We start from the raw sequence: 20,586 nt of genomic DNA, 5'->3' as shown, positions 1-20,586 counted from the left end.
GAACTGCTCCGCGACACCCTAGAGGTAGTTGAGAACCGAGCCGTTCTGCGTCGCCAACCTGCCCCCTACGTAGAACGTATAGCTACCCCACGAAACCGACTCATTCAAAACACGCAACTTATACGAAACGACGTAGAAACCCCCCTCCCTCGCCAAGCCGTAGACATAGAAACTACGCATAGACCCCGCAGGCACAACCACGTCGAAAGACCCCGCCTCCGCCCCCCTAGGCCTCCCCTCGCCAGACTTATTCGACACGTGAAGCTCCAGCCTCCACGCCACAGACACGTTGCTGGGATTCACCAGGAAAAGCCGCCCCTGGCCCCCAAGCTGGACGTCGAAAACAAGCGGCACCACGTAGGTCAAGTCGGGCTGGAGGCGGAAGACGGCCGTGCCGTACCTCCTCTCAACGGCAGTAACGTTGTAGCCAAAAGGCCGCGTGAGAAGCGACGCCTCAGACGCGTTGAGGCCGAAAACCGCGGCGAAGGCGAGAGCCTCCTGGAGGGCAGGAGGGCCGCACGCCCCCTCCACAATATCTTGAGAGACAGAGACGCCGGGGCGGGAGGGCCAGTTAAAGGCGTATGTAATGCGCTGGCCCACGAGCACCCCGCCCCGCCACAAGGCGCAAGCCACGCGCTGAGGCGACACGTCAGCCAGCTTAAGCGACCCGGCCGCCGCGGCGACCCTCACCGTCTGCTGAGCCCACGCGTCGACGAGAACTATGTAGTAGACCCCGGGGGACAGCACACCCGACACACGGCACGTCTGGCCGCCCCCCGTCGAGCACTCCATGACGGAGAGCCCCGCGTCCGACACCACGTAAGCCATCGTACACGGAAGCTGATACGACCACCAGCCCGAGATCTCTAGAGAAGTGTGCCTCCCCAGCTCCACCGCCACCACGTAGAACCCCATAGCCGAGGGGTCACCCGACGTGTCAAAGACAATAGAGGTGGAGTTGAGCGAGAGGAAGCGCCCCTCGGCGTTGGGATAAGGACACGAGCCGACATCGCAGTGGATAAACTCACCCCAGAAGACGCTATACCCAAACACAGAAACCCCAACAACCAGAACAAGCCACCAAACCCCCAGCCCAACGAAAAAAGTATCAAACATCACGTAGACAACATACAACGCCGCGGCGGGATACGCTAGACACAAAGAGGGAGAGAGGCTACGGAGATAAACACCCCACGCCGCCGCTTTTCCCTAACCCCAACATTTGTAACACGTCTCCGTAGTCAACAACCCCAGCGGATCTCTATCCGCGGCCGCCAAGACGTGGGGACACGGATCCGCCAGAGGCCAGTCAAGCAAGACGCGGCTAGGCACATCCACCTCAACCAGCTCCGGGATGACAAACGACCCCCCACAAGACCAGCCGCCGGGGAGAAACCTACCCACGTCAAAAACCCCAGACCCCCTCAAAACACCCTCCACATACTCCAACAACGCCCTGGCCACCTCCACGCCCTCCTCACCACATGCGACAAGCCTGGGAGCGCCGCAGGGAGACTGCACCAAATCCACGTCGCCCACATACGGCCCCACAACCCTAACATAGCCAACCTCGCCAAAAACCTCCAGCGGGTCCTTCACCGTAGGCGTAAACACAGCCTCGTAAAGCCCGTCGTCCCCGACGAGGACCCACCTACCGTTGTCGAGCAAGCCCAGCACCCTGTGCCATGCCAGCCAAGAGCCGACGCGGAGGTAGCCATCCCTGCGCCTAACCACTGGGAGCTCCGCGCCGGTGAGAGAGCCGGCGCCAGGGTTATAACTGCAGTTGGGGTTTTTTCGAAAATGCAAATCCAGTTTCACCACCATGAAATCTTCGGTAACTGCAACATCTCTCAGCCACAGATACAACAAGCCTGAAGATGTCTCGCTCATGAAGACTCCGCCACTAAACCACCAACGAGTAAATCCACTCCCCAACCGCAATGAAGGTATACAGATAGACCTAAAATCGTAGACATTTTCCACCCGTTCACATCTATCGTCAACATATAGACACAAACCCTCATACCACCTACTCCTCAACTTCTCGTAGAAATCCGCGTCGCCGATGTACTTATACCACGTCTCATCACAACTAAATACAACAAAGCCACTACCAGACCTACCAAATACGTATTTCATACACCAACATCTAAAGGAGTCAAGACGCCGTACAGCCCGCGTTTGAGAACAGCCCCACAACTATCACTCAGCGGCCAATCTATCAACTCCCGGCCCAGCTCAACCTCAACAGCGTCTCCCAAAACCACATGCGGAACACCCCCCTCCGCCTCGCACCTATGCCCAGCCGCGGCCAAGGCCTCCCTCGTATCTTCAACACATGCGACAAGCCTGGGAGCGCCGCAGGGAGACTGCACATCGTCAACATCGCCTCTATAGGGGCCGGCCACCCTAACATAGCCAACCTCGCCAAAAACCTCCAAAGGCCTCTCCACAGTGGCCGTAAAAACAGCCTCGTACAGCCCGTCGTCTCCAATCAACACCCACCTACCGCCGTCTAGCGTGCCGAGGACGCGGTGCCATGCCAGCCAAGAGCCGACGCGGAGGTAGCCATCCCTGCGCCTAACCACTGGGAGCTCCGCCCCTAAAAGAGCGCCCCGTCCCGGCGCCGCGACAGGGGGGCCGACTGGGGAGTGGTACACGGCGGCTTTAGCTAGGGAGAATTTACACGAGCTGTGGATATTGGGATCAAACCCGCACTCCTTGCAGTACGTCGAGATGCCCCCCTCGGCGAGTATAAAAACCGCGTCACATACGTCTCTCGGGTAGTTCAGCCCGACGAGTTCAAAAACATCAGAACAGCCAGCGACGTACACCCACCACCTAGACCCCGCCAGGGGCGCCGCGCACAGAGGCTTAAAAAACCCCCCATAAGGCCCTTCAAGCCTCATGACAACTCTATCCAGCAGATAGACAGGCGACGCCGAGAAGAGGCTGCACCTCCCGCCGTAGTCAACACCAGCCGGCCACCTACCCCCCCAAAACTGCGCCGGCTCCCCCCACGCCAAGCCGTGCCTCTCCCAAAAAGATCTGTCGACATCCGCACATACATAAGCCACGAACCCGCCCCCTGCCCTGCCCACCACCGCCGCCGCCGAGCCCTCAACCAAGCCGACGCCGCACACCCCCACGTAGCTCCTCAACCCAAACCTCCCCACCCCCAGCCAGCGCCTCCACAAAAGACCCAAATCCACAGACTAGCTAAAACAGCTCTTTAAAATATCGTAACTTATACCCACTCCATCTAGCAAAACAGCCCTCACCCTGTAACTAGGCCCACTCCCTTGGTAGTCGGCTAAAAGCAAAGCCGCTCTGTTCCTCCCCCCAAGAGCCTCAGCCCACTTCACAAGGCCGCTCCTCGCCTGGGGATATGCGAGGACGGAGTCGTCGACGGGGCCGCTTCCCAAGGCGTTGCCCCCCACAGTAACCCCACGCAAGACGTCAACCCTAAAGGCGGCCAGGGCTATGCCGTAGTCAGTAAATCTGTCACCCGCAAGCACACCTGCAGAAATTAAGTTACCAATTGTGTTAGTTGCTTTCTCAACTAACTTACGGATGAGCTTTGATTGATCCACATCGCTTTGTACAACCTCAGCAATCACAACTCTTAAACCACCCCATCTAATCAGCGCAAGTCCATCAGGCGCTGCCCCGCCCGCCCTAACGCCCTTCAGTTGGTAGTAGTCTCCCACACTACCTAGAGTAACGCTACCAGTATCCTTAAGAAAACCAACAACACCCGACATAGAAACAGGATATTCTAAACGCTCAATAACACTAGTAGGTCCGCCCAGATCCACCTCATACGCCGCTTGCTCAACTCTTACAACCCCGGACAATATCTTGAAAAGCGGCATTGAAGCAAGTCTCTGATCCCAGCCACCACGCGGATCTGTTGACACTAATCCACGCACTGCCGAGAAAAATTCAGAGTCATAATTTACGCTATAATGAACACAGATAAAATTACCCTTACCTTCCAATTTCTCCACAGAGACACTAGCTAATCCCCGACGTTCTAACTCTTCAAAAAACTCAGGTGATGTATGCCTCACAACCTTTTTCACATCGTAGAAAGCCGCGTAAAGGCCGCCGCCTTCTTCACCGCCAAGCTCGTAATACAGCCTCCCCCCTCTGATATCAGCCTTGTCATAGACTATTTTCGTATTGAAGTAATAAGTACTCTTTTTCAGCCCTAGATTTGTCACAATATGTAAATTGCCATCATTCTTCACAAAACCAGCCCTACCAGCAGCAACAATTACGGCATCCACCCTCCCTGTCAGCGCCTCTGCCAGCCTTTCATAAGCCTTAACCCACTCCCTCTCGTCGACGCCGTACGGCCCCCACGCCTTCGCCGCGACGTACCCCAGATGGGTGCTAAAAGAGAAAACTCTACTCCTCTCACCTACGCCGACGAACGACTTGCCGAATTTCTCCAGGGCGTCTTTCGACACCTTGGCGTATAGGTTGGAGGCCAGGTCGACGACGGCGGACACTCTCTGCACCCAGGAAACGTAAACCGCGGCGTAGTACCTGCCGGCGTTGCGGCACGACTGCTCCGTCAGCACCCCGGCGTGGAACCGCTCCACCTCAGACAACTCAACCCCAAAAGCGGAGAACACCTCCCCAGCCTCCTGAGGCGCAAGAAGCCGCCGGAGATCCTCCGCAATGAAGACGTCGGGCAGTACGTAGCCCGCCGCGGACCCCGCAGCCCTAGCCCACCTGCTAGCGGACAAGGCAGTCACGGCAGACCTAACAGCGGAGATCAAGTCGCCGATCTCCCCAAGCCCCCTGGCCCCCCCTCGCCAGCCACTTCCCGAAAAAGCCCACGATCCTCCCCACCGGCACGACGGTGAGAGCCACTTCCCCCAGCAGAGAGTAGTCGTAGGGATCCGCCACCTTGTCAAAAGCATCCCAAAAAGCCTTGTTACACCAATCCACGGCGTCCACAAGCCTCTTCGCCTCAGGCGGGAGAAAAACCGCGTGAAGCGGCCACAACAAAACAGAGCGGTTCCCAGCCACGAGGCGGGGCTTGTCAAAAGAAACAGAGAAGTTGCCCAGCGAGTACGTGCCGGCAGGGGCGTAGAGGAAGAGAGACGCCTCAGACACCCCGTCAACTCCCCGAAACACCGCCGGCGACACCACCACGGCGTCTAGAGCAGGCACCGTGAGGTTAAAACGCAACACCCCGCTGACCCCGCCCCTGGAAAACTTCAAAACAGCCAAATAAGTCACGTTGCCACAAGAGGGGTTACCCACCACGAAAAGCCCCGTCCCGTTAGACTGCACCTCAAAAAACACAGGCACAGACACCACAGAGCCGTTAGACAAGACAAAACGCACCACCCCATCCCCCCGGTCAACCCTCCGCACAGACAGACCAAACCCCCTCAAAAGGGCACCCGCCTCCCCCGCGTCAAGCCCCACAGCCGCCGCCCACCCCAACGCGGCAAGCGGCGACCGGCACAAAGCACCCCGAGAGTAGAAAACAGCATAGGAATCCGCCCGCAGATCCCCAAGAGACCTCAAATCAACCCGCAGAACATCCCCGACAAACTCACCCACCGGCCCACTCCCCATGGAGCCGCCGTAGTGGGTAAAGAAGAGAGACCCATTCACATAAACCTCGTGGCCAAACCCACCCTGGTGCCACAAAACCTGAACCACCCACCTACCCCCACGTAGACAACCCTCAAAATCTCATCCTCAATACAAAGTACCCACATTCTTCACAGGAGGAGGCTCGTCAGAGTCACACCACGTACAATCCTCCCAAAACAAAGCAAAGTCGAGAACAGACCCCTCGATGCGGCTAAACCTCCACTCGGCACCCACAGAAGCCCTCACCAAAACCTCAGAATACCCCCAAATCCCACCAACGCTGAAGATCAAACACCTTCAGATAATACACACCCCTATAGTCACCAGTATCATTACCCACAAAAACAGCCCCACTAGACTCCACATTACCACCCAACACAAACACCACAGCCAGAACCCCCAGAACAAGCCACCAAACCCGCATACCCCACGAAAAAACGTATTATTTAACATTACGTGGACAACGTACGAAGACACCGGCCGCCGCACCCCAGAAAAACGGAGTAAAAAGGAGGCTGAAAGACAGACACCCCACGCCGCCGCCTCGGCCCATTCGCCCGCCGCCCCGCACGCTCGGGCGATTGGGAGGGGCCGGCTCCCCCCTCGGGAAAACCCTCGGAGGTTACACCGCCCCCCCATCAACCCCGTCTTCTACGGGAGCCCTCGTGCCCCGGGGTTGCCCCCAGGGCAACGGCCGCCTCGTCTCGGGGAGGGCTTCCCGCTTAGATGCATTCAGCGGTTATCCCCCACGGCGTGGCTGCCCGGCAGTGCCCTGCCGGACAACCGGCACACTAGAGGCCGCGGCGCCCCGTTCCTCTCGTACTGAGGGCACCTTCCCCTCAGGCGGCCAGCGCCCCCGACAGGTAGAGACCGACCTGTCTCGCGACGGTCTGAACCCATCTCACGTTCCCCTTTAATGGGCGGGCAGCCCCACCCTTGGCGGCTGCTGCACCGCCAGGATGGGAAGAGACGACGTCTGGGTACCAAACCGCGGGGTCGATGGGGACTCTCACCCGCGACGAGCCGGTTATTCCTAGGGTAACTTTTCTGTCATGCCCGGCCCCCACTGGTGGGGGCACGAGCGTTCTCTAGGCCCCGGTTTCCCGCCTGGGCCCCTTGCGTTCAAGGGCCCAGTCAGCCCGGCTTTTGCCCTTACACTCTACGGCGGATTTCTGACCCGCCTGAGCCGAGCTTTGGGCACCCCCGATATCTTTTCAGGGGTGTGCCGCCCCAGCCGAACAGCCCGCCTGCCGCTGTCCCCGCCTTGCGGCGGGTAAGCGGAGGGGCGGAGAGTGGGTGGTGTTCCAGGGCCGCATCCACGGAGCCCGGAGACCCCGTTTCATCGCTCCCACCTACGCTCTGCACCCCCCGCCCCCCCGCAACGACAGGCTGCTGTGAAGCTCCATAGGGACTTCTCGCCCCGTCGGGGGTCCCAGGACTGTGCACCTGGAGGTGGGTTCGCCGGGCCCCGGGCCGGGACAGTGGGGACCTCGTTGATCCATTCATGCACGCCGGAACTTACCCGGCAAGGCATTTGGCTACCTTAAGAGGGTCAGAGTTACCCCCGGCCTTCAGCGGCGCTTCGCCCGGTTGTACCCGGGGTTCACGTACCGCCAGTGGCCAGGATTCAGCCCCCGTACACACCCTTACGGGCTCGCGGGGACCTATGTTTTTGTTAAACAGTCAGGTCCCCCTTGTCACTGCGACCTGCGGCCCCGGGGGTGTACCCCAAGACCGCAGGCACCCCTTCTCCCGAAGTTACGGGGCTAATTTGCCGAGTTCCCTGGCCCGGGGTCACCCGAGCCGCCTTGGGCTTCTCACCCAGGAACACCTGCGTCGGTTCTCGGTACGGGCGCGGGGGCTCGTTCCCCGCCTCCTTTTCACGGGCCCCAGGAGTCGGGCGGACCGGGGAAACCCCCGGCTATTCCCGCCTTCAGCCGGTTCTCGCCATTACGGCACTCCCCGGCCTTCGACGGTTAAGCGGGACGGCGGTCCCGCCCGCCCTATCCCGAGGCGTCGGAGGCGGGGCCTGCGTTGCCGCAGAGCCTACCCCCGCGGCACGGGAATATTAACCCGTTTCCCCTTCGGCGGGTGCCAGCTAGGCCCCGCCTTAGGACCGGCTTACTCCTGGCCTATTGAAGTTGCCAGGAAAACCTGGTCCTTTCCGGCGGAGGGGCTTCTCACCCCTCTTCGCTGCTACTACCGCCGGGATCTTCGTCGGCCGCGGGTCCACCGGACCTCTCGGCCCGGCTTCTGCCCCACGGCCGCGCCCCCCTACCGCACTCCGGCCAACGGCCGGAGGCCCGGGGTATCGGCGGCGGGCTTAGTCCCTCTGCATCTTCGGGGCCCCCCGCCTCGGCGGGTCCGCTGTTACGCGTTGCTTAGCCGATGGCTGCTGTTAGGCCCACGGCCCCGCTGTCTTGGGCGGGGGACGCCCTTTGAGATTGACACTAAGCCCGCACTTGGGGGCCTTAACCCCGGTCTCGGTTGTTCCCGTCTCGGAGCGGAGGCTTACCCCACCGCCCCCGCCTCCCCCCTTCTGCGGCGCCGGCAGGTTCGGAGTTTGACCGGGGGCCGGAGCCTTTCGGCTCCCGCACCCCCGATCAGTGCTCTACCCCACCGGCCGCCTCCGGGGAGGCCGGGCTGGGACCCGCTTCGGGGGGAACCAGCTATCACCGGGCTTGATTGGTCTTTTGCCCCTAGCCCCAGGTCATGGGAACGATTTGCACATCAGAACCCTTTCGGGCCTCCACGGGGCTTTCGCCCCGCTTCGCCCTGCCCAGGGCTAGATCGCCCGGTTTCTGGTCTCACGGCCGTGACTACGGGCCCTTTCAGACCCCGCCCCTCGCGGGTTTCCCCGCTGCGGGCTGTCGGTTTCCCTACGCCTCCGGGGTTGAACCCCTTAGGCTCGCCACGGCCGTGAACTCCCCGGCCCGTGTTTCTAGACGTAAGGGCGGACCCTGGACCCCCTCCCTCGTACTCCCCCGTCACCGGGGTTTCCTTCGGGAGGGGGCATCCTTACAGGCCCGCCCCACTGTAGCCGCCCGGTTTCAGGCTCTTTTCACCCCCCTTCCGGGGTTCTTTTCAGCTTTCCCTCACGGTACTAGTGCGCTATCGGACTCGGGACGTGCTTAGCCTTGCCGGCCAGTGGCCGGCGTATTCCCCCGGCAAAACTAAGCCGAGGTACTCCGGGACCCCGGGACTCCGCCACGGGCGGTTTCGCCTACGGGGCTATCACCCTCTACGGCGGGGCTTTCCAGCCCACTTCGGCTACCGCCCGCCGGCGGTTGCCCAGGCCCACGCACCACATCTCCCCGCGGTTGTCCCGCGGGGATTTGGTTTGGGCTCTCCCCCTTTCGGTCGCCCCTACTCAGGGGGTCCCTTTTGGCTTCCCTTCCTGCGGGTACTAAGATGTTTCCGTTCCCCGCGTTCCCGCCCCTTACGGGGCGCCGGGGCTTGTTCAGCCCCGACGGGAAGCCCCATTCGGGGATCCCGGGTTCTAGGCCTGCCTGCGGCTACCCCGGGCTTATCGCAGCTTGCCACGCCCTTCCTCGGCGCCCGAGCCGAGCCATCCACCGGGCGGCTTTGCCGTGCGGAGCGGCGGCTTGCGGGGCCGAGGAGAAGCCCTTTGGACTACCCACCCCCGGGTGGAGGTGATCCAGCCGCAGGTTCCCCTACGGCTACCTTGTTACGACTTCACCCCCCTTGGGAGCCCCCTGCTCGTCCCCCCACCTCGTCGGCAAGGGGCCTCGCAGGGGACTCCCTCGGGTGGTGCGACGGGCGGTGTGTGCAAGGGGCAGGGACGTATTCACCGCGCGTTGGTGACACGCGGTTACTAGGGATTCCACGTTCACGAGGGCGAGTTGCAGCCCTCGATCCCTACTGGGGCGGGGTTTACGGGATTGCCTCCCCCTTTCGGGGTCGGATCCCGCTGTCCCCGCCATTGCAGCTCGCGTGCAGCCCCGGGGTTTCGGGGCATACTGACCTGCCGTGGCCCCCTCCTTCCTCCGGCTTACGCCGGCAGTCCCCCTAGTGTGCCCCCCGCCCCGTAGAGCGGGGTAGCAACTAGGGGTGGGGGTCTCGCTCGTTGCCGGACTTTCGGCCCCGGGCTGGAGGGTGGAATTTTGGGTGCCGGAGGGGGATGGCTTGGAGAGTTTTTTCTATGTTTTCCTTGCCGTATATGACTACTCTGTATCTCTGCTTTTCACCGTGTTTTGCCTTTCCGTAGGGTTTGACTTCGGCGTTTATGCAGATAGTTTGGAGGATTTTTACAATGGGGTGCAGAAGCTCTGGTTTTGTGTTGGTTATAGCTATTCGTATGGAGCCTTTTCTGGGTTTTTGAAGTGAGCCTTCGGCGTCTATTAAGCCTGCTACGAAGTGTGGAGTTGGACTTTCTAGCAACTGCCGTGTTCGCAGTTTTATTGTGTAATAAAGTTCTTTGTTTGAGATCTCTAGTGTATATGCGTTTTTCTGCCCTTGTCTATAGATGTGGCTTCTGATCCCTATTTTTAGTAACTCATTTTTTAACATTTCTAGGAAGTCTCTGCTTTTGTCAGTGATCCTGACGTAATACTTCCCCTCTTTTCTGTAGTGGTACAGGTAGCCATCCCCCAGGACAAGTCCCGTTAAGTAGTCAAGCCACTGATCAAGATCCATGGAAGTATACTGATCCCGGTATTTAACCCTCCTGGCCCGGGTTAACCGGACACCTCACGGCACGAGCTGACGACGGCCATGCACCTCCTCTCAGCTCGTCCGGCAAGGTCGTTAGCCTGGCCTTCATCCTGCTGTCGCCCCGGGTGAGGTTTCCGGCGTTGACTCCAATTAAGCCGCAAGCTTCACCCCTTGTGGTGCCCCCCCGCCAATTCCTTTAAGTTTCAGCCTTGCGGCCGTACTCCCCAGGCGGCGGGCTTAACGGTTTCCCTTCGCCACCGGCCGGGCCCTAAGCCCGACCGACAGCTAGCCCGCATCGTTTACGGCCGGGACTACAGGGGTATCTAATCCCCTCTGAGCCCGGGCCAGGCCGGCGTGGGGGTGAGAAAGATGATGGGTCACAGAGCTGCGGGGAAAAAGGGGTCGAGCGCGTGGGGATCTTCGTAGGATTTCACGACGAGGTCGAGTAACGTGTTCTTTTCTATTCCGCCGAACCTTTTCGAGTTCCTTGTTACCTTGACCCCGTCGAGGAATCTGATCTCTTGTGCGTATTTCACCAAATCCTCCTTGTTGCTTATGTATATGTGTTTGTCCCTATCGTCGTGTGGCCTATATCCGAGAGTTCTCCACAGCTCCGCTATCTGGCTCCTGATATCTGGGTCTTTGGCGGTGATGAAGACCCTCCTGACTAAGAACCTATACTTGCCCCTCTTTCCGAGCATGACCGAGATACCTCCGTCGCATGATGCGTAGACCTTTATGAACCACTTGGCCACATCCGCGTGTCGGTACAGCTCCTGCGGCAACTTCACCGCGCAACGCGGCTTACAAACCACTTCGGGGACCACATCGGCTAGACACTCGACGTAGCCTCTGCCCTTGATCCTCACCACATACGCGCCGTTGCTCCTCTTCACGACGTACCCTTTATAGCCGAACGCCTCGTGAGCCACGGCTCTGAAGTGCTCCACGAGGGCCTCGTCAGTACTTGTGAAGTAGATCTCCCGTCCCCTATACACACCTCCATCCGACAGGACAAATGGAAGCAACCTTATCGCTGAGCGCCTGTCGCAACCCATAATACACATCTGGCTGTTTGTTAAATCTCTTTCCTCTTTCGAGCCGGCCTTGAGCCCGGTTTGCTCCCCCGGCTTTCGCCCCTCACCGTCGGGCGCGTTCTGGCCGCCCGCTTTCGCCACTGGTGGTCCTCCGGGGATTAACGGATTTCGCCCCTACCCCCGGAGTACCGGCGGCCTCTCCCGCCCCCTAGCCCGGCAGTATCGCCCCCCGCCCCCGGGTTGAGCCCGGGGATTTCAGGAGCGACTTACCGGGCCGGCTACGGGCGCTTTAAGCCCAGTAAACACCCCGACCACTCGCGGAGCTGGTATTACCGCGGCGGCTGACACCAGACTTGCCCCCCGCTTATTCGCCCGGCTTTTTAGACCGGGCAAAAGCCGGGCTCTTCGCCCGGCACTCGGGGTAGCCCCGTCGCGGTTGCCCGCATTCCGCTGGGGGAGGCCGGCGTGGGAGGGATGAAGATTAGAAAAGGGGGGGTCTTGGTTGGGTTTCTTGGTTTGATTGTGTACAGTAGGTTTTTTACCTCGTCTCTGCCTAGGAGAACCGCTGCGTAGATGGGTCTCTCCTTCTCGGCCCATGTGTACAGCTTTGGCTTGAAGCCAAGTGTTGTTAGGCATTTTATGTAGAATTCAATTGTCTTCTTGTTTCTCTGCTTTACGACCACGCCTATTGTTCTCGAAATTTTCTTTATAGAGCCTTCTGTGTCGAAGAGGCCTCTGACAAACGCCTGCATATACCTCTCGTCTGTTAGTATCCACTCTATTAATGGGAGGTCCTCTGTCCCGGTGCGCTGACCTATGGGGAATTTTAGCACTCTGTGTTTGAACGTGCCGATTGCTTGGGACATTATCTCAATTCTCGCGTTTCTTACCGGCGGCTTGTAGCCGTATAGTTCTCCGAGTAGTTCTGCTACCGCTTTGGCGTAGTCTACCTCGGTTTTTGGGTTTAGGCCGATGCCGTATCTGTAGCTGTGGTCTTTGGCGTCGTAGAAGAGGTAGCCGTCGCCTAGATGTATGGCAACTTCCTCGGCTAGGTTTTCTGATGGCTTTTCTGGTATCTTTATGCCTCTTCTACGGTCGAATTTGGAGTAGACTACGGGGCTTAGGTCGAATATGTAGCCCATGGTGAGCCGACCGTCCCCCATTTGCGGAGTATTCGCGCCTGCTGCACCCCGTAGGGCCTCGGCCCTTGTCTCAGTGCCGATCTCGGGGCTCGCGGCTCTCACCGCCCCTACCCGTCTTCGGCTTGGCGGGCCTTTAACCCGCCAACTACCTGATGGGCCGTGCCCCCATCCTCGGGCGGGCGGCGGCGGATCGGCCGCCGCCCCTTTGGGGGAAGGGGCCTTCCAGCGCCCTTCCCCTATGGGGGATTGGCCCCAGTTTCCCGGGGGTGTCCCCCTCCCGAGGGTAGGTTAGGCACGTGTTACTGAGCCGTGCGCCGCTCCCGGGCGCCCCCGGGCGCGCGACTCGCATGGCTTAGCCCTACCCCGATAGCGGTCGGGTCCGGCAGGATCAACCGGTTTCGGACGGCCGCAAGGCCGCCCGGGGGGTGGGTTTGTCCGGGCTTCTCCTCGGCGGCGGCGTGGGGTTTTCTCCCCGGCGCCCCGGCCTGGAGTCTCCAGGGGGGGACGTCCGGGGAACATTAGGGTGATTTCGGCCGGGCTTTTGCCCGGCCTCACTAGAAAGGCGCGCGTCTTTTCTTGAACTTGGCTGTTTATAAATTTTTCTCTGCTCTCTCTCCCTCTTGTCTTTTTATACTGGTGTTTTGTTTGGGGTGTGGAGCCTGTGGAGGTTAGGCGCCGCATCGTGGAGTATCTGAGGGCTACTGGGGGGGCTTCTGTGTACCAGATTGCGAAGGCTTTGGGGATTTCCTACGGGGCGGCGCAGTGGCATCTGTATGTGCTGGAGCGGGATGGGGTTGTGTTTACGGTTTCGCATGGGCGTAAGAGGGTGGCTGTGCTTAGGGATTCTCTGGATGCGTATCTCCACTCGCTTAAGATGGCGGATTTCTTTAAGGAGCTGTGGGCTTTTCTGCGGGCTAGGGGGGTGTCCAGCGAGTCGTCTTTTATGGAGGTGGTGAGGGGGCTGGAGGCCGACTGGCGCGACGTGGCCTCGGCCCTGCTTGCGATTGCCAAGAATTTGTATCACGTGAAGAGGGCCGGTGGGGAGGGGCAGGGGGGAGGGGCGTCAGGTTTATAAACTCCAGTCTGTAGCCACTTCGTGGTAGAAGTGGCTTCTAGTCAGAAGTTGGTTGAAGTTGCGCGGGAGGCGGCGCTGGACGAGTATAGGGAGTATGTGACGTACAGCGTGTTGGCGAGGGTGGAGCGGAGTGCGTCTCGGCGGGTGGTGCTGGAGCGGCTGGCGGCGCAGGAGCTGGAGCACTTCCGCTTCTGGAACAGGTTCGCCGGCGTCAAGCCGCCGGAGGGGCGGACGCGGCTGTATGCCTACTTCATGGCGTTTCTCCGCCTGTTGCTGGGGGTTACCTTTGTGGCGAAGCTGATGGAGAGGGGGGAGCGGGAGGCGATCGCCCGCTACAGGTCTGTGGAGGGGCTCCTGTCGGGCGGGGACCGGGAGGCGCTTCGGCGGATTATCGCCGACGAGGAGGAGCACGAGGGGGCGCTGATTTCTCAGCTTGACGAGGCTATTGTGAAGTACATGGGGGCTCTGGTGCTGGGTCTGGCGGACGCGATTATCGAAATCACGGGGGCCCACGCGGGGACTCTGGGCACCACGAACAGCACGGTGGTGGCGGGGGTTATCGGCCTCATCGTGGGGGTTGGGGCGGCCATCTCCATGGCCTCGGCGTCATACCTCCAGACTAAGCACGAGGTGGGGAAGTCGCCGGCCGTGGCGGCGGTGGTGACTGGGGTTGGCTACACGGCGGCTGTGGCTCTCATGTCTCTGCCGTACTTCCTCCTGCACGACGTCTACCTGGCCTTCGCGGCGTCTATCGCGGTGGGGATCGCCCTGTCCTTTGTCTTGACCTTCCAGGCGGCTGTCTACGGGGAGAGGGACTTCAAGTTTGAGTTTGTGCAGACGGTGGGCCTCCTGCTGGGCACCGCCTTTCTGACCTACCTCCTGGGGGAGTGGCTGGGCCGCCTCTTCGGCATAGAGAGGCTGTTCCACTAGGCGTGTTTTCTCAAACCACTGTTTTTATACCCGGGGCACCCTCCCCCCGTGTTTTCGGACTTGCGGGAGTTTTTGGAGGCGCTTGAGGGGCGGGGGTGGCTTAGGAGGGTTTCGGAGCCTCTGTCGCCTGAGCTGGAGATTCCTGAGGTTCTGCGGGGGGTTATGTACGGGAGGGGGCCCGCGGTGCTGTTTGAGTCTGTGAGGGGGTTCCCGGGGTGGAGGGTTGTGGGGAATCTCTTCGGCTCTCTTGAGAGGATTAAGCTGGCGCTTGGGGTGGGGGAGCTGGAGGAGGTGGGGAGGAGGCTTCTGGAGCCCCTCTCCGCCCCTCCTCCGCTGACTCTCTTGGATAAGTTCAGGGCGGCTGTGGGGTTTTTTGAGCTGGGGCGCTACGCGCCTAGGGCGGTGCGGGGGGGCCCTGTCAAGGAGGTGGTGGAGGAGGCGCCTAACCTCCTCTCCATCCCTGCGTTTAAGAGCTGGCCGGGGGACGCGGGGCGCTACATAACATACGGCCTTTTGGTGACGAGGGATGTGAGGGGGATATATAACGTGGGGGTGTACAGAATTCAGCTTCTGAACGAGAGGGAGGCCCTCGTCCACGCGCAGATACACAAGAGGGCGGCTGACCTCTTCTCGTCGTCCGGCGGCTGTGTGGAGGCCGCGGTGGTGATTGGGGGGGACCCGGCGTTTCTCCTCAGCGGGATGATGCCGACTCCCTACCCCCTGGACGAGTACCTATTCGCGGGGGTCCTCAGGGGGGCCGGTCTTGAGGTGACCAAGGGCGTGGCCACCGACCTGTACATCCCGGCGAGGGCCGAGGCGGTGGTGGAGGGGTGTGTCGACGTCGGCGACTTGCGGAGGGAGGGGCCCTTCGGGGGACCACTACGGGGTTTACGACCAGGGGGGTCTCTACCCCGTCTTCAAGGCCAGGGCTCTTCTGCGTAGGGAGGACCCCATCTACTACGGCACCGTGGTGGGGAGGCCGCCTCTTGAGGACGCCTACATGGGGAAGGCGGTTGAGAGGGTCTTCCTACCCGTCCTCCGCTTCCTACTGCCGGAGGTTGTGGACTTGAACCTGCCTGAGTTCGGCCTATTCCAGGGTGTGGCAATCGTGTCGATTAGGAAGAGGTTTCCGGGGCATGGGAAGAAGGTGATGTTCGCCTTGTGGGGGCTGGGCCACATGCTGTCTCTTACTAAAATTGTTATAGTGGTTGACCACGACGTGAATGTCCACGACTTGAATGAGGTTTTGTTTGCAGTGGCGCAGAGGGTGGACCCGCAGCGGGATGTGGTGGTGGTGCCGGGGGCCCACGTGGACGTCCTCGACACGGGGTCGCCCATCCCCGGGTACGGCTCTAAGCTTGGGATAGACGCGACGCGGAAGCTTCCGGAGGAGTACGGGGGGAGGCGGTGGCCTGAGGAGGTGTCTCCCGACCCGGAGACGGCGGCGCGGGTGAGGGCGGTGGTGGAGAGGATTCTCGGCTAGTTTTATATACCCCGGCGGCTGGCCGTGGGTGTGGCGGCTTGTCGTGGAGGGGGGTGTTGTGAAGAGGGTGGAGGAGCCGGCTTTGAGGGTCCCGAGGGGGCGCGTGGGGGTGAAGGTGAAGGCTTTTCTTCTAGACGACTTTTCTCAGTGGGTTCTGCGGCGGGGGTGGGGTCCTCTGTCTAGGTGGGCCCTGGGCGTGGTGGTGGCCGGGGGGGAGGTGGGGCGGTATGTGGTGGCCTACGCGGAGAACGCCGCGGCGCAGTACATAGCCGCGGACCGCTACGTCTACGTCGGCTCGGGGGATCCGTCGGCGCTTGAGGCGGCGGCTGTGGCCTACGTGGTGGAGGCCCTGCGGCGCGTGCCGAGGTTCGCCAGGGTGGAGGTCCTGGGGGACGACCCGAGGAGGGCGGCGCTGGAGCGGCTGGCGGAGGTGGGGCCTTCTAGATGGCGCGTGGCGCTCAGCGGGGCGTCTGTGGGGGGCGGCCGCGTGGTGGCTCTCTCGCGTCTGGTGGAGCTGGTGGGGAACTGCAGGGTGTATTTCGTAGACGTGCCTAGCCGCGGGGCTTTGGAGAGGGCGGCTTCCCTCGGGCTGAGGCTGGGCCTGCCGGTGAGGGGACTGGGTGGGGAGGCGCCGGGGGGCTGGGCCGTCGTTCTGGTGGACTAACGTAGCGTATATATCACGCCCCCCTCGCTACCTTATGCGCGTGGTGGTGGTCGGAGGGGGCGTGGCTGGGCTTTACTTTGCTAGTGAGTTTCTGAAATTTGCCCCTCACGTCACTCTCGTTGTTGTTGATCCCAAGCCTATTCATGAGTTTGTTATCGGCATCCCTCTGGCCTTCGCCGGGCTTGTGGATTTTGAAGATTTGGCGTTTCCATTTTCAGATTTGAGGAGGGTAGTGCATGTAAAGGCGGCGGTTGTTTCCGTGGAGGGGGGCTGTGTGAGGACTAACACGGGGCCTGTGCAGGTTTGTGGAGACTATGTAGTACTCGCGCCGGGGGGTTATAAGGTGGGGAGTGCTGAGTACTGGAGTGTTGAGGGTTCTAGGAGGCTTTTCCAAGCTGTGGAGGGTAGCAGGGCTGTTAGGTTTGTTGTAAATGAGTTTACCCCGGTTGCCGGCTTTGCCGAAATTGCATATGCTATTAAAACTAGGTTTCCTGAGAAGGATGTATCTATTCATGTAGTTTTCATACACGACGACTATAAAATGTTCATGTCTATACAGCGTGAGCATATGGTTAAATCGGGCGTGGAAATTAGTGAAGAGCCTCCTCCTTATAGAGAGGGGGAGTTGAGAGTTTCTGTCCCCGCTGTGAGGATACACCCCATCGCCGCGGGGCTTGATGTTGATCCTGTGACTTTTGAGACTCAGCACGAGCGTGTATATCTCATAGGGGACTCCTCCTTGTTGAAGCTTGGCTTGCCTCCCATTGGGTGGGGAGCTCTGTGGCAGGCCTCGACGCTGGCGCGGGCATTGGCGCAGGAGGTGTCCACCGGCGTGTTTGAGGTGGAGGCTACTGATTGGGTGGTCGCCGGCGATAGAGAGAGGTTTTTGAAGTGGCTTACGTATCGCATGACGACTGGTACGCCGGTGGTTCACCTAAAGGGGCTTTTCGACCTCTGGAGGGCGAGCGTGTTGAGGCCGCTGTCGGGGGAGTAGTTTTTAAACTGGTTGGTTTGTCTGCGCGATGGCTGAGAGGCAGAGTTCTGAGAGGGTGGAGGAGTGGAGGCGTCTGTTTGCCTCGTTGCGGGGGGCCGGGGTGGAGCCGTTTCCCCACTCCTACTCGCCTACCCACAGCGTGAAGGCGCTTAACGAGCTTAGGAGGCAGGCTCTTCTGGAGCCGTGGCTGGGGATGGTGGTGAGGACCGCCGGGAGGGTCACCGACGTGAGGAGGCACCCCAACGTCGTGTTTATAGATCTTTACGAAGACGGCGCCCGCTTTCAAGTGATGGCGGATCCCAAGTTGCCGATTCTGGAGCACGTCTGGCGGGGGGATTTCATCGGTGTGGAGGGGCCTATTGTGAAGACCCAGCGGGGGGACTACGCGGTTAAGGCGTCGTCGGTGGTTCTGCTGGCTAAGGCGGCTCAGCCCCTCCCCGAGTGGGGGAAGGTGGATAGAGACTCACCGTTTTACATGAGGTACAGGTCGGTGGCGATGGTTCTCGACCTTCAGCTGAGGTGGAGGGTTGCGGCTAGGGCTAGGCTTATACAGGCGCTTAGGGAGGCTATGTGGAGGCGCGGCTTTTTGGAGATCCCCACGCCGGTTCTCCAGCCTATCTACGGCGGGGCGGCGGCTAGGCCCTTCACCACCAGGGTCTGGGCGATTGACGAGGAGTGGTACCTCCGCATTTCTCCTGAGCTCTACTTGAAGCGCTACGTAATAGCGGGGTTTCCTAAGGTGTTTGAAATAGGCCCCCAGTTCCGCAACGAGGATATCGACGCCCTCCACAACCCGGAGTTCTGGTCGCTGGAGGCGTACCAGGCCTACGCAGACTACAAAGACATTATGTCTCTCACGGAGGAGGTGGTGTACGAGGCTGTGAGCTCGGTGCTGGGGACCGGGGTGGTTAGGTACAGGGAGTGGAGCATCAACTTCAGCCCGCCGTGGAGGAGGGTCTCGCTCCACGACGCCTTGAGGGAGTTCGCCGGGGTGGACCCCGACAGGCTGACAGACGACGAGATTAAGGACAGGCTGAGGGAGCTCCAGGTGCCGCTGAGGGTTTACAACAGGGGGATTGCCCTCGTCAAGCTGTTTGAGAAGCTTGTGGAGAAGAAGCTCGTGGAGCCCACCTTTGTTGTGGACTACCCGGAGGAGTCGACGCCTCTCTGCAAGCCCCACAGAGAGAGACCTGGCCTGGTGGAGAGGTTTGAGGCTTTTGTAGGCGGCCACGAGGTGGCGAACGCCTACACCGAGCTCAACGATCCGGTTAGGCAGTACGAGTACTTCGCCAGGGAGGAGCAACTCTTCCCCAAGGAGGAGGCGCATCCCCTGGACTGGGACTTCGTGGAGGAGCTTTCCTTCGGCATGCCGCCCACCGGCGGGGTGGGCATAGGCGTGGATAGGCTTGCTATGATAATAACAAACGCCGAGTCTATTAAGGACGTCATCCCCTACCCAATTGTGAAGAGGGGATAGCCACCCTGGCCAGGGCGTGCAACACGGCCAATATAAGGAACGCGGCGCTGGACGCCAGGACCCAGTTAGAGATGTAGAGGGCGTAGGCCAGCAGGACCGCCAGAGCCGCGGCGAGGCCCAGCTCGTATAGGCCGAGGCGGCCGGCCACCGAGGCGAGGCCCTTCGGCGTGACGTGCCACCTGATCCTCCTCTTGAGGAGCCCCATGAGGACGTAGAGGGTTAGGTATGGGCTTAGGGCTAGGAGGAGGGCTCCCGAGGTTATCAGCTTGCCCGCCACGGCGGGGAAGCTGTAGCCGTCTCTCGCGGCTAGTCTATAGACGTAGTAGCTCTGCATCAACGCGGCTACGCCTAGGGCCAGCTGGAGTATCAAGATGTGGAGGGGTGGGAGGATTATCCCCATGTAGCCCATGGCCACTCCTGCCAGCATTATGGAGAAGGTGGTTAGTATCATGAGGGGGTGGGTGGCTACGTTTAGAAATACGCTGAGTCTGTGGGCCAGGGGCATTTTCAGCTTGAAGATCTCCGCGCCGTATACGGCGAGGAGATACGCCGAGTTGTAGGTCCACCTGGCGTACTGTTTTTTAAACGCGTCGTAGCCCGCCGGCACCTCTACGTAGACCGGGGGCCCCGGAGCGTAGGCCACCCGCCCGCCGTGCAGGTAGGCCTTCATCGAGATGTCGTAGTCGTCGGCCGTGCAGTTGCAGAACCCGCCCACCTCTCTGAAGAACTCCCGTCTGACGGCTATCCCGGAGCCTAGTGCGAATACTGGGTGGCCGGTGTTGTGGCGGCCTAGTATCGACACGTGGAGGAGGAGGTATTTGTAGAGGAATAGCTGTAGCTGCGCCACGGGGGTCTTGACGGGGGCGTAGCCGTCCCACCCGAGGAACAGTATCTCCCTCTCCCCCACCGCCCTGGCCCTCTGGCACATGTCGGGGGGCGGCACGCTGTCGACGTCGAGAAATACCAACACGTCGCCCTCCGCCATCTCGGCGGCCCAGTTCAGCGCCACCCCCTTGTACCCCTGGGGGGTGGGCCTTCTCAACACCTTGACGTTGGGACTGCCCAGGGCCTCCACGGCGCGTTTAACCTCCTCAAACACGTCGGGGGGGTCGTCGGATACGATTAAAATCTCGGCGTGGGGACACTGGAGGGCGCCGAGCCTCTTCACAGCCTCGGCCACGGTTTCGGGCTTCTCGTTTTTCACCGGTATGATTATGGAGAGGGGGACCTCCGCCGGGGCGCCCGCGGGGCCCGGGGGGTCCGACCTGGCGTGTCTGGCGTAGAACACGTAGTGGGCGATGAGGAGTATGGACAGCACCAGCAACGCCATGTAGAGAGAGAGGAGCGCGTGTTGAAGCCACGGAGGTATAACCGGCGCGTTGGGAATCGTCACGGGGCCCTCCCTCGTCTTGTTTAAAACCTGGAGGGTGTCGTTGATGAGATTCCTGGGTACTGTAACAGTGGGAAAGGTTATATTAACCACAAGCC

12 protein-coding genes, 3 rRNA genes, 2 pseudogenes and 1 other annotated feature are annotated in these 20,586 nt (G+C 60.6%); of the genes and pseudogenes, 6 read left to right on the top strand and 11 right to left on the bottom strand.

Going from position 1 to position 20,586, the window contains the following annotated elements; translation table 11 throughout:
• Positions 1–18: 18 nt before the first annotated feature.
• From P186_RS00675 to P186_RS14705, 10 genes and pseudogenes are all read right to left on the bottom strand, one after another.
• The gene (locus P186_RS00675) at positions 19–1,134 is read right to left on the bottom strand and encodes a hypothetical protein (RefSeq protein WP_158307117.1); all 1,116 of its coding nucleotides are present in this window, start codon (positions 1,132–1,134) and stop codon (positions 19–21) included.
• Positions 1,135–1,209: 75 nt separating this feature from the next.
• A complete protein-coding gene (locus P186_RS00670; RefSeq protein ID WP_014287440.1) occupies positions 1,210–2,139 on the bottom strand; it encodes a hypothetical protein in 930 nt (309 codons plus the stop codon).
• Positions 2,136–3,212, bottom strand: a complete 1,077-nt coding sequence (locus tag P186_RS00665; RefSeq protein WP_014287439.1) for a hypothetical protein — start codon at positions 3,210–3,212, stop codon at positions 2,136–2,138. Before P186_RS00665 ends, P186_RS00670 begins: the two co-directional genes overlap by 4 nt.
• Before the next feature lie 3 nt (positions 3,213–3,215).
• Positions 3,216–4,790 (bottom strand): hypothetical protein, encoded by a 1,575-nt coding sequence (locus tag P186_RS00660; protein ID WP_014287438.1) that lies wholly within the window; start codon positions 4,788–4,790, stop codon positions 3,216–3,218.
• On the bottom strand, positions 4,774–5,688 hold the full coding sequence (locus P186_RS00655; protein WP_158307116.1) for a hypothetical protein: 915 nt from the start codon (positions 5,686–5,688) through the stop codon (positions 4,774–4,776). Before P186_RS00655 ends, P186_RS00660 begins: the two co-directional genes overlap by 17 nt.
• 187 nt (positions 5,689–5,875) lie before the next feature.
• Positions 5,876–6,046 (bottom strand): hypothetical protein, encoded by a 171-nt coding sequence (locus P186_RS13700; protein WP_014287436.1) that lies wholly within the window; start codon positions 6,044–6,046, stop codon positions 5,876–5,878.
• Between the two features lie 137 nt (positions 6,047–6,183).
• Positions 6,184–9,222: ribosomal RNA gene (locus tag P186_RS00650) — 23S ribosomal RNA — on the bottom strand.
• A 58-nt stretch (positions 9,223–9,280) separates the two neighbouring features.
• Positions 9,281–10,694: ribosomal RNA gene (locus P186_RS14715) — 16S ribosomal RNA — on the bottom strand.
• Positions 10,695–10,823: 129 nt separating this feature from the next.
• Positions 10,824–11,354 (bottom strand): annotated as a pseudogene (locus tag P186_RS14710) (hypothetical protein); the annotation flags it as partial.
• Between the two features lie 77 nt (positions 11,355–11,431).
• Positions 11,432–11,619, bottom strand: a sequence feature (16S ribosomal RNA rRNA prediction is too short).
• A gap of 20 nt (positions 11,620–11,639) precedes the next feature.
• A 16S ribosomal RNA gene (locus P186_RS14705) occupies positions 11,640–12,871 on the bottom strand.
• Together the 16S and 23S rRNA genes form the textbook arrangement of a ribosomal RNA operon.
• Positions 12,872–13,127: 256 nt before the next feature.
• On the opposite strand from P186_RS14705, the gene P186_RS00640 reads away from it, so the two are divergent.
• The 6 genes and pseudogenes from P186_RS00640 to P186_RS00615 all read left to right on the top strand — a co-directional run bounded on the left by P186_RS00640 (position 13,128) and on the right by P186_RS00615 (position 19,098).
• Positions 13,128–13,550 (top strand): winged helix-turn-helix transcriptional regulator, encoded by a 423-nt coding sequence (locus P186_RS00640; protein ID WP_014287435.1) that lies wholly within the window; start codon positions 13,128–13,130, stop codon positions 13,548–13,550.
• Between the two features lie 21 nt (positions 13,551–13,571).
• Positions 13,572–14,480: a VIT1/CCC1 transporter family protein gene (locus P186_RS00635; RefSeq protein WP_014287434.1), complete on the top strand. Its 909-nt coding sequence runs from the start codon at positions 13,572–13,574 to the stop codon at positions 14,478–14,480.
• Between the two features lie 48 nt (positions 14,481–14,528).
• Positions 14,529–15,963: pseudogene (locus P186_RS00630) on the top strand (UbiD family decarboxylase).
• A 28-nt stretch (positions 15,964–15,991) separates the two neighbouring features.
• A complete protein-coding gene (locus P186_RS00625) occupies positions 15,992–16,627 on the top strand; it encodes a hypothetical protein (protein WP_014287433.1) in 636 nt (211 codons plus the stop codon).
• Positions 16,628–16,661: 34 nt separating this feature from the next.
• Positions 16,662–17,621 carry an NAD-binding protein gene (locus P186_RS00620; RefSeq protein ID WP_014287432.1) on the top strand — a complete coding sequence of 320 codons (960 nt, stop codon included), beginning with the start codon at positions 16,662–16,664 and terminating at the stop codon, positions 17,619–17,621.
• Positions 17,622–17,649: 28 nt separating this feature from the next.
• Positions 17,650–19,098 carry a lysine--tRNA ligase gene (locus P186_RS00615; protein WP_014287431.1) on the top strand — a complete coding sequence of 483 codons (1,449 nt, stop codon included), beginning with the start codon at positions 17,650–17,652 and terminating at the stop codon, positions 19,096–19,098.
• On the opposite strand, the gene P186_RS00610 is transcribed toward P186_RS00615, so the two are convergent.
• Positions 19,067–20,581, bottom strand: coding sequence for a glycosyltransferase family 2 protein (locus P186_RS00610; RefSeq protein ID WP_014287430.1), 1,515 nt, complete (start codon positions 20,579–20,581; stop codon positions 19,067–19,069). The two genes, P186_RS00615 and P186_RS00610, sit on opposite strands and share 32 nt — an antisense overlap.
• Positions 20,582–20,586: the final 5 nt, after the last annotated feature.

This window comes from Pyrobaculum ferrireducens, from assembly GCF_000234805.1.
Taxonomy (GTDB): domain Archaea; phylum Thermoproteota; class Thermoprotei; order Thermoproteales; family Thermoproteaceae; genus Pyrobaculum; species Pyrobaculum ferrireducens.
Note: the sequence above shows the minus strand (reverse complement) of the source record. Positions and strands in the feature narration are given on the sequence as shown.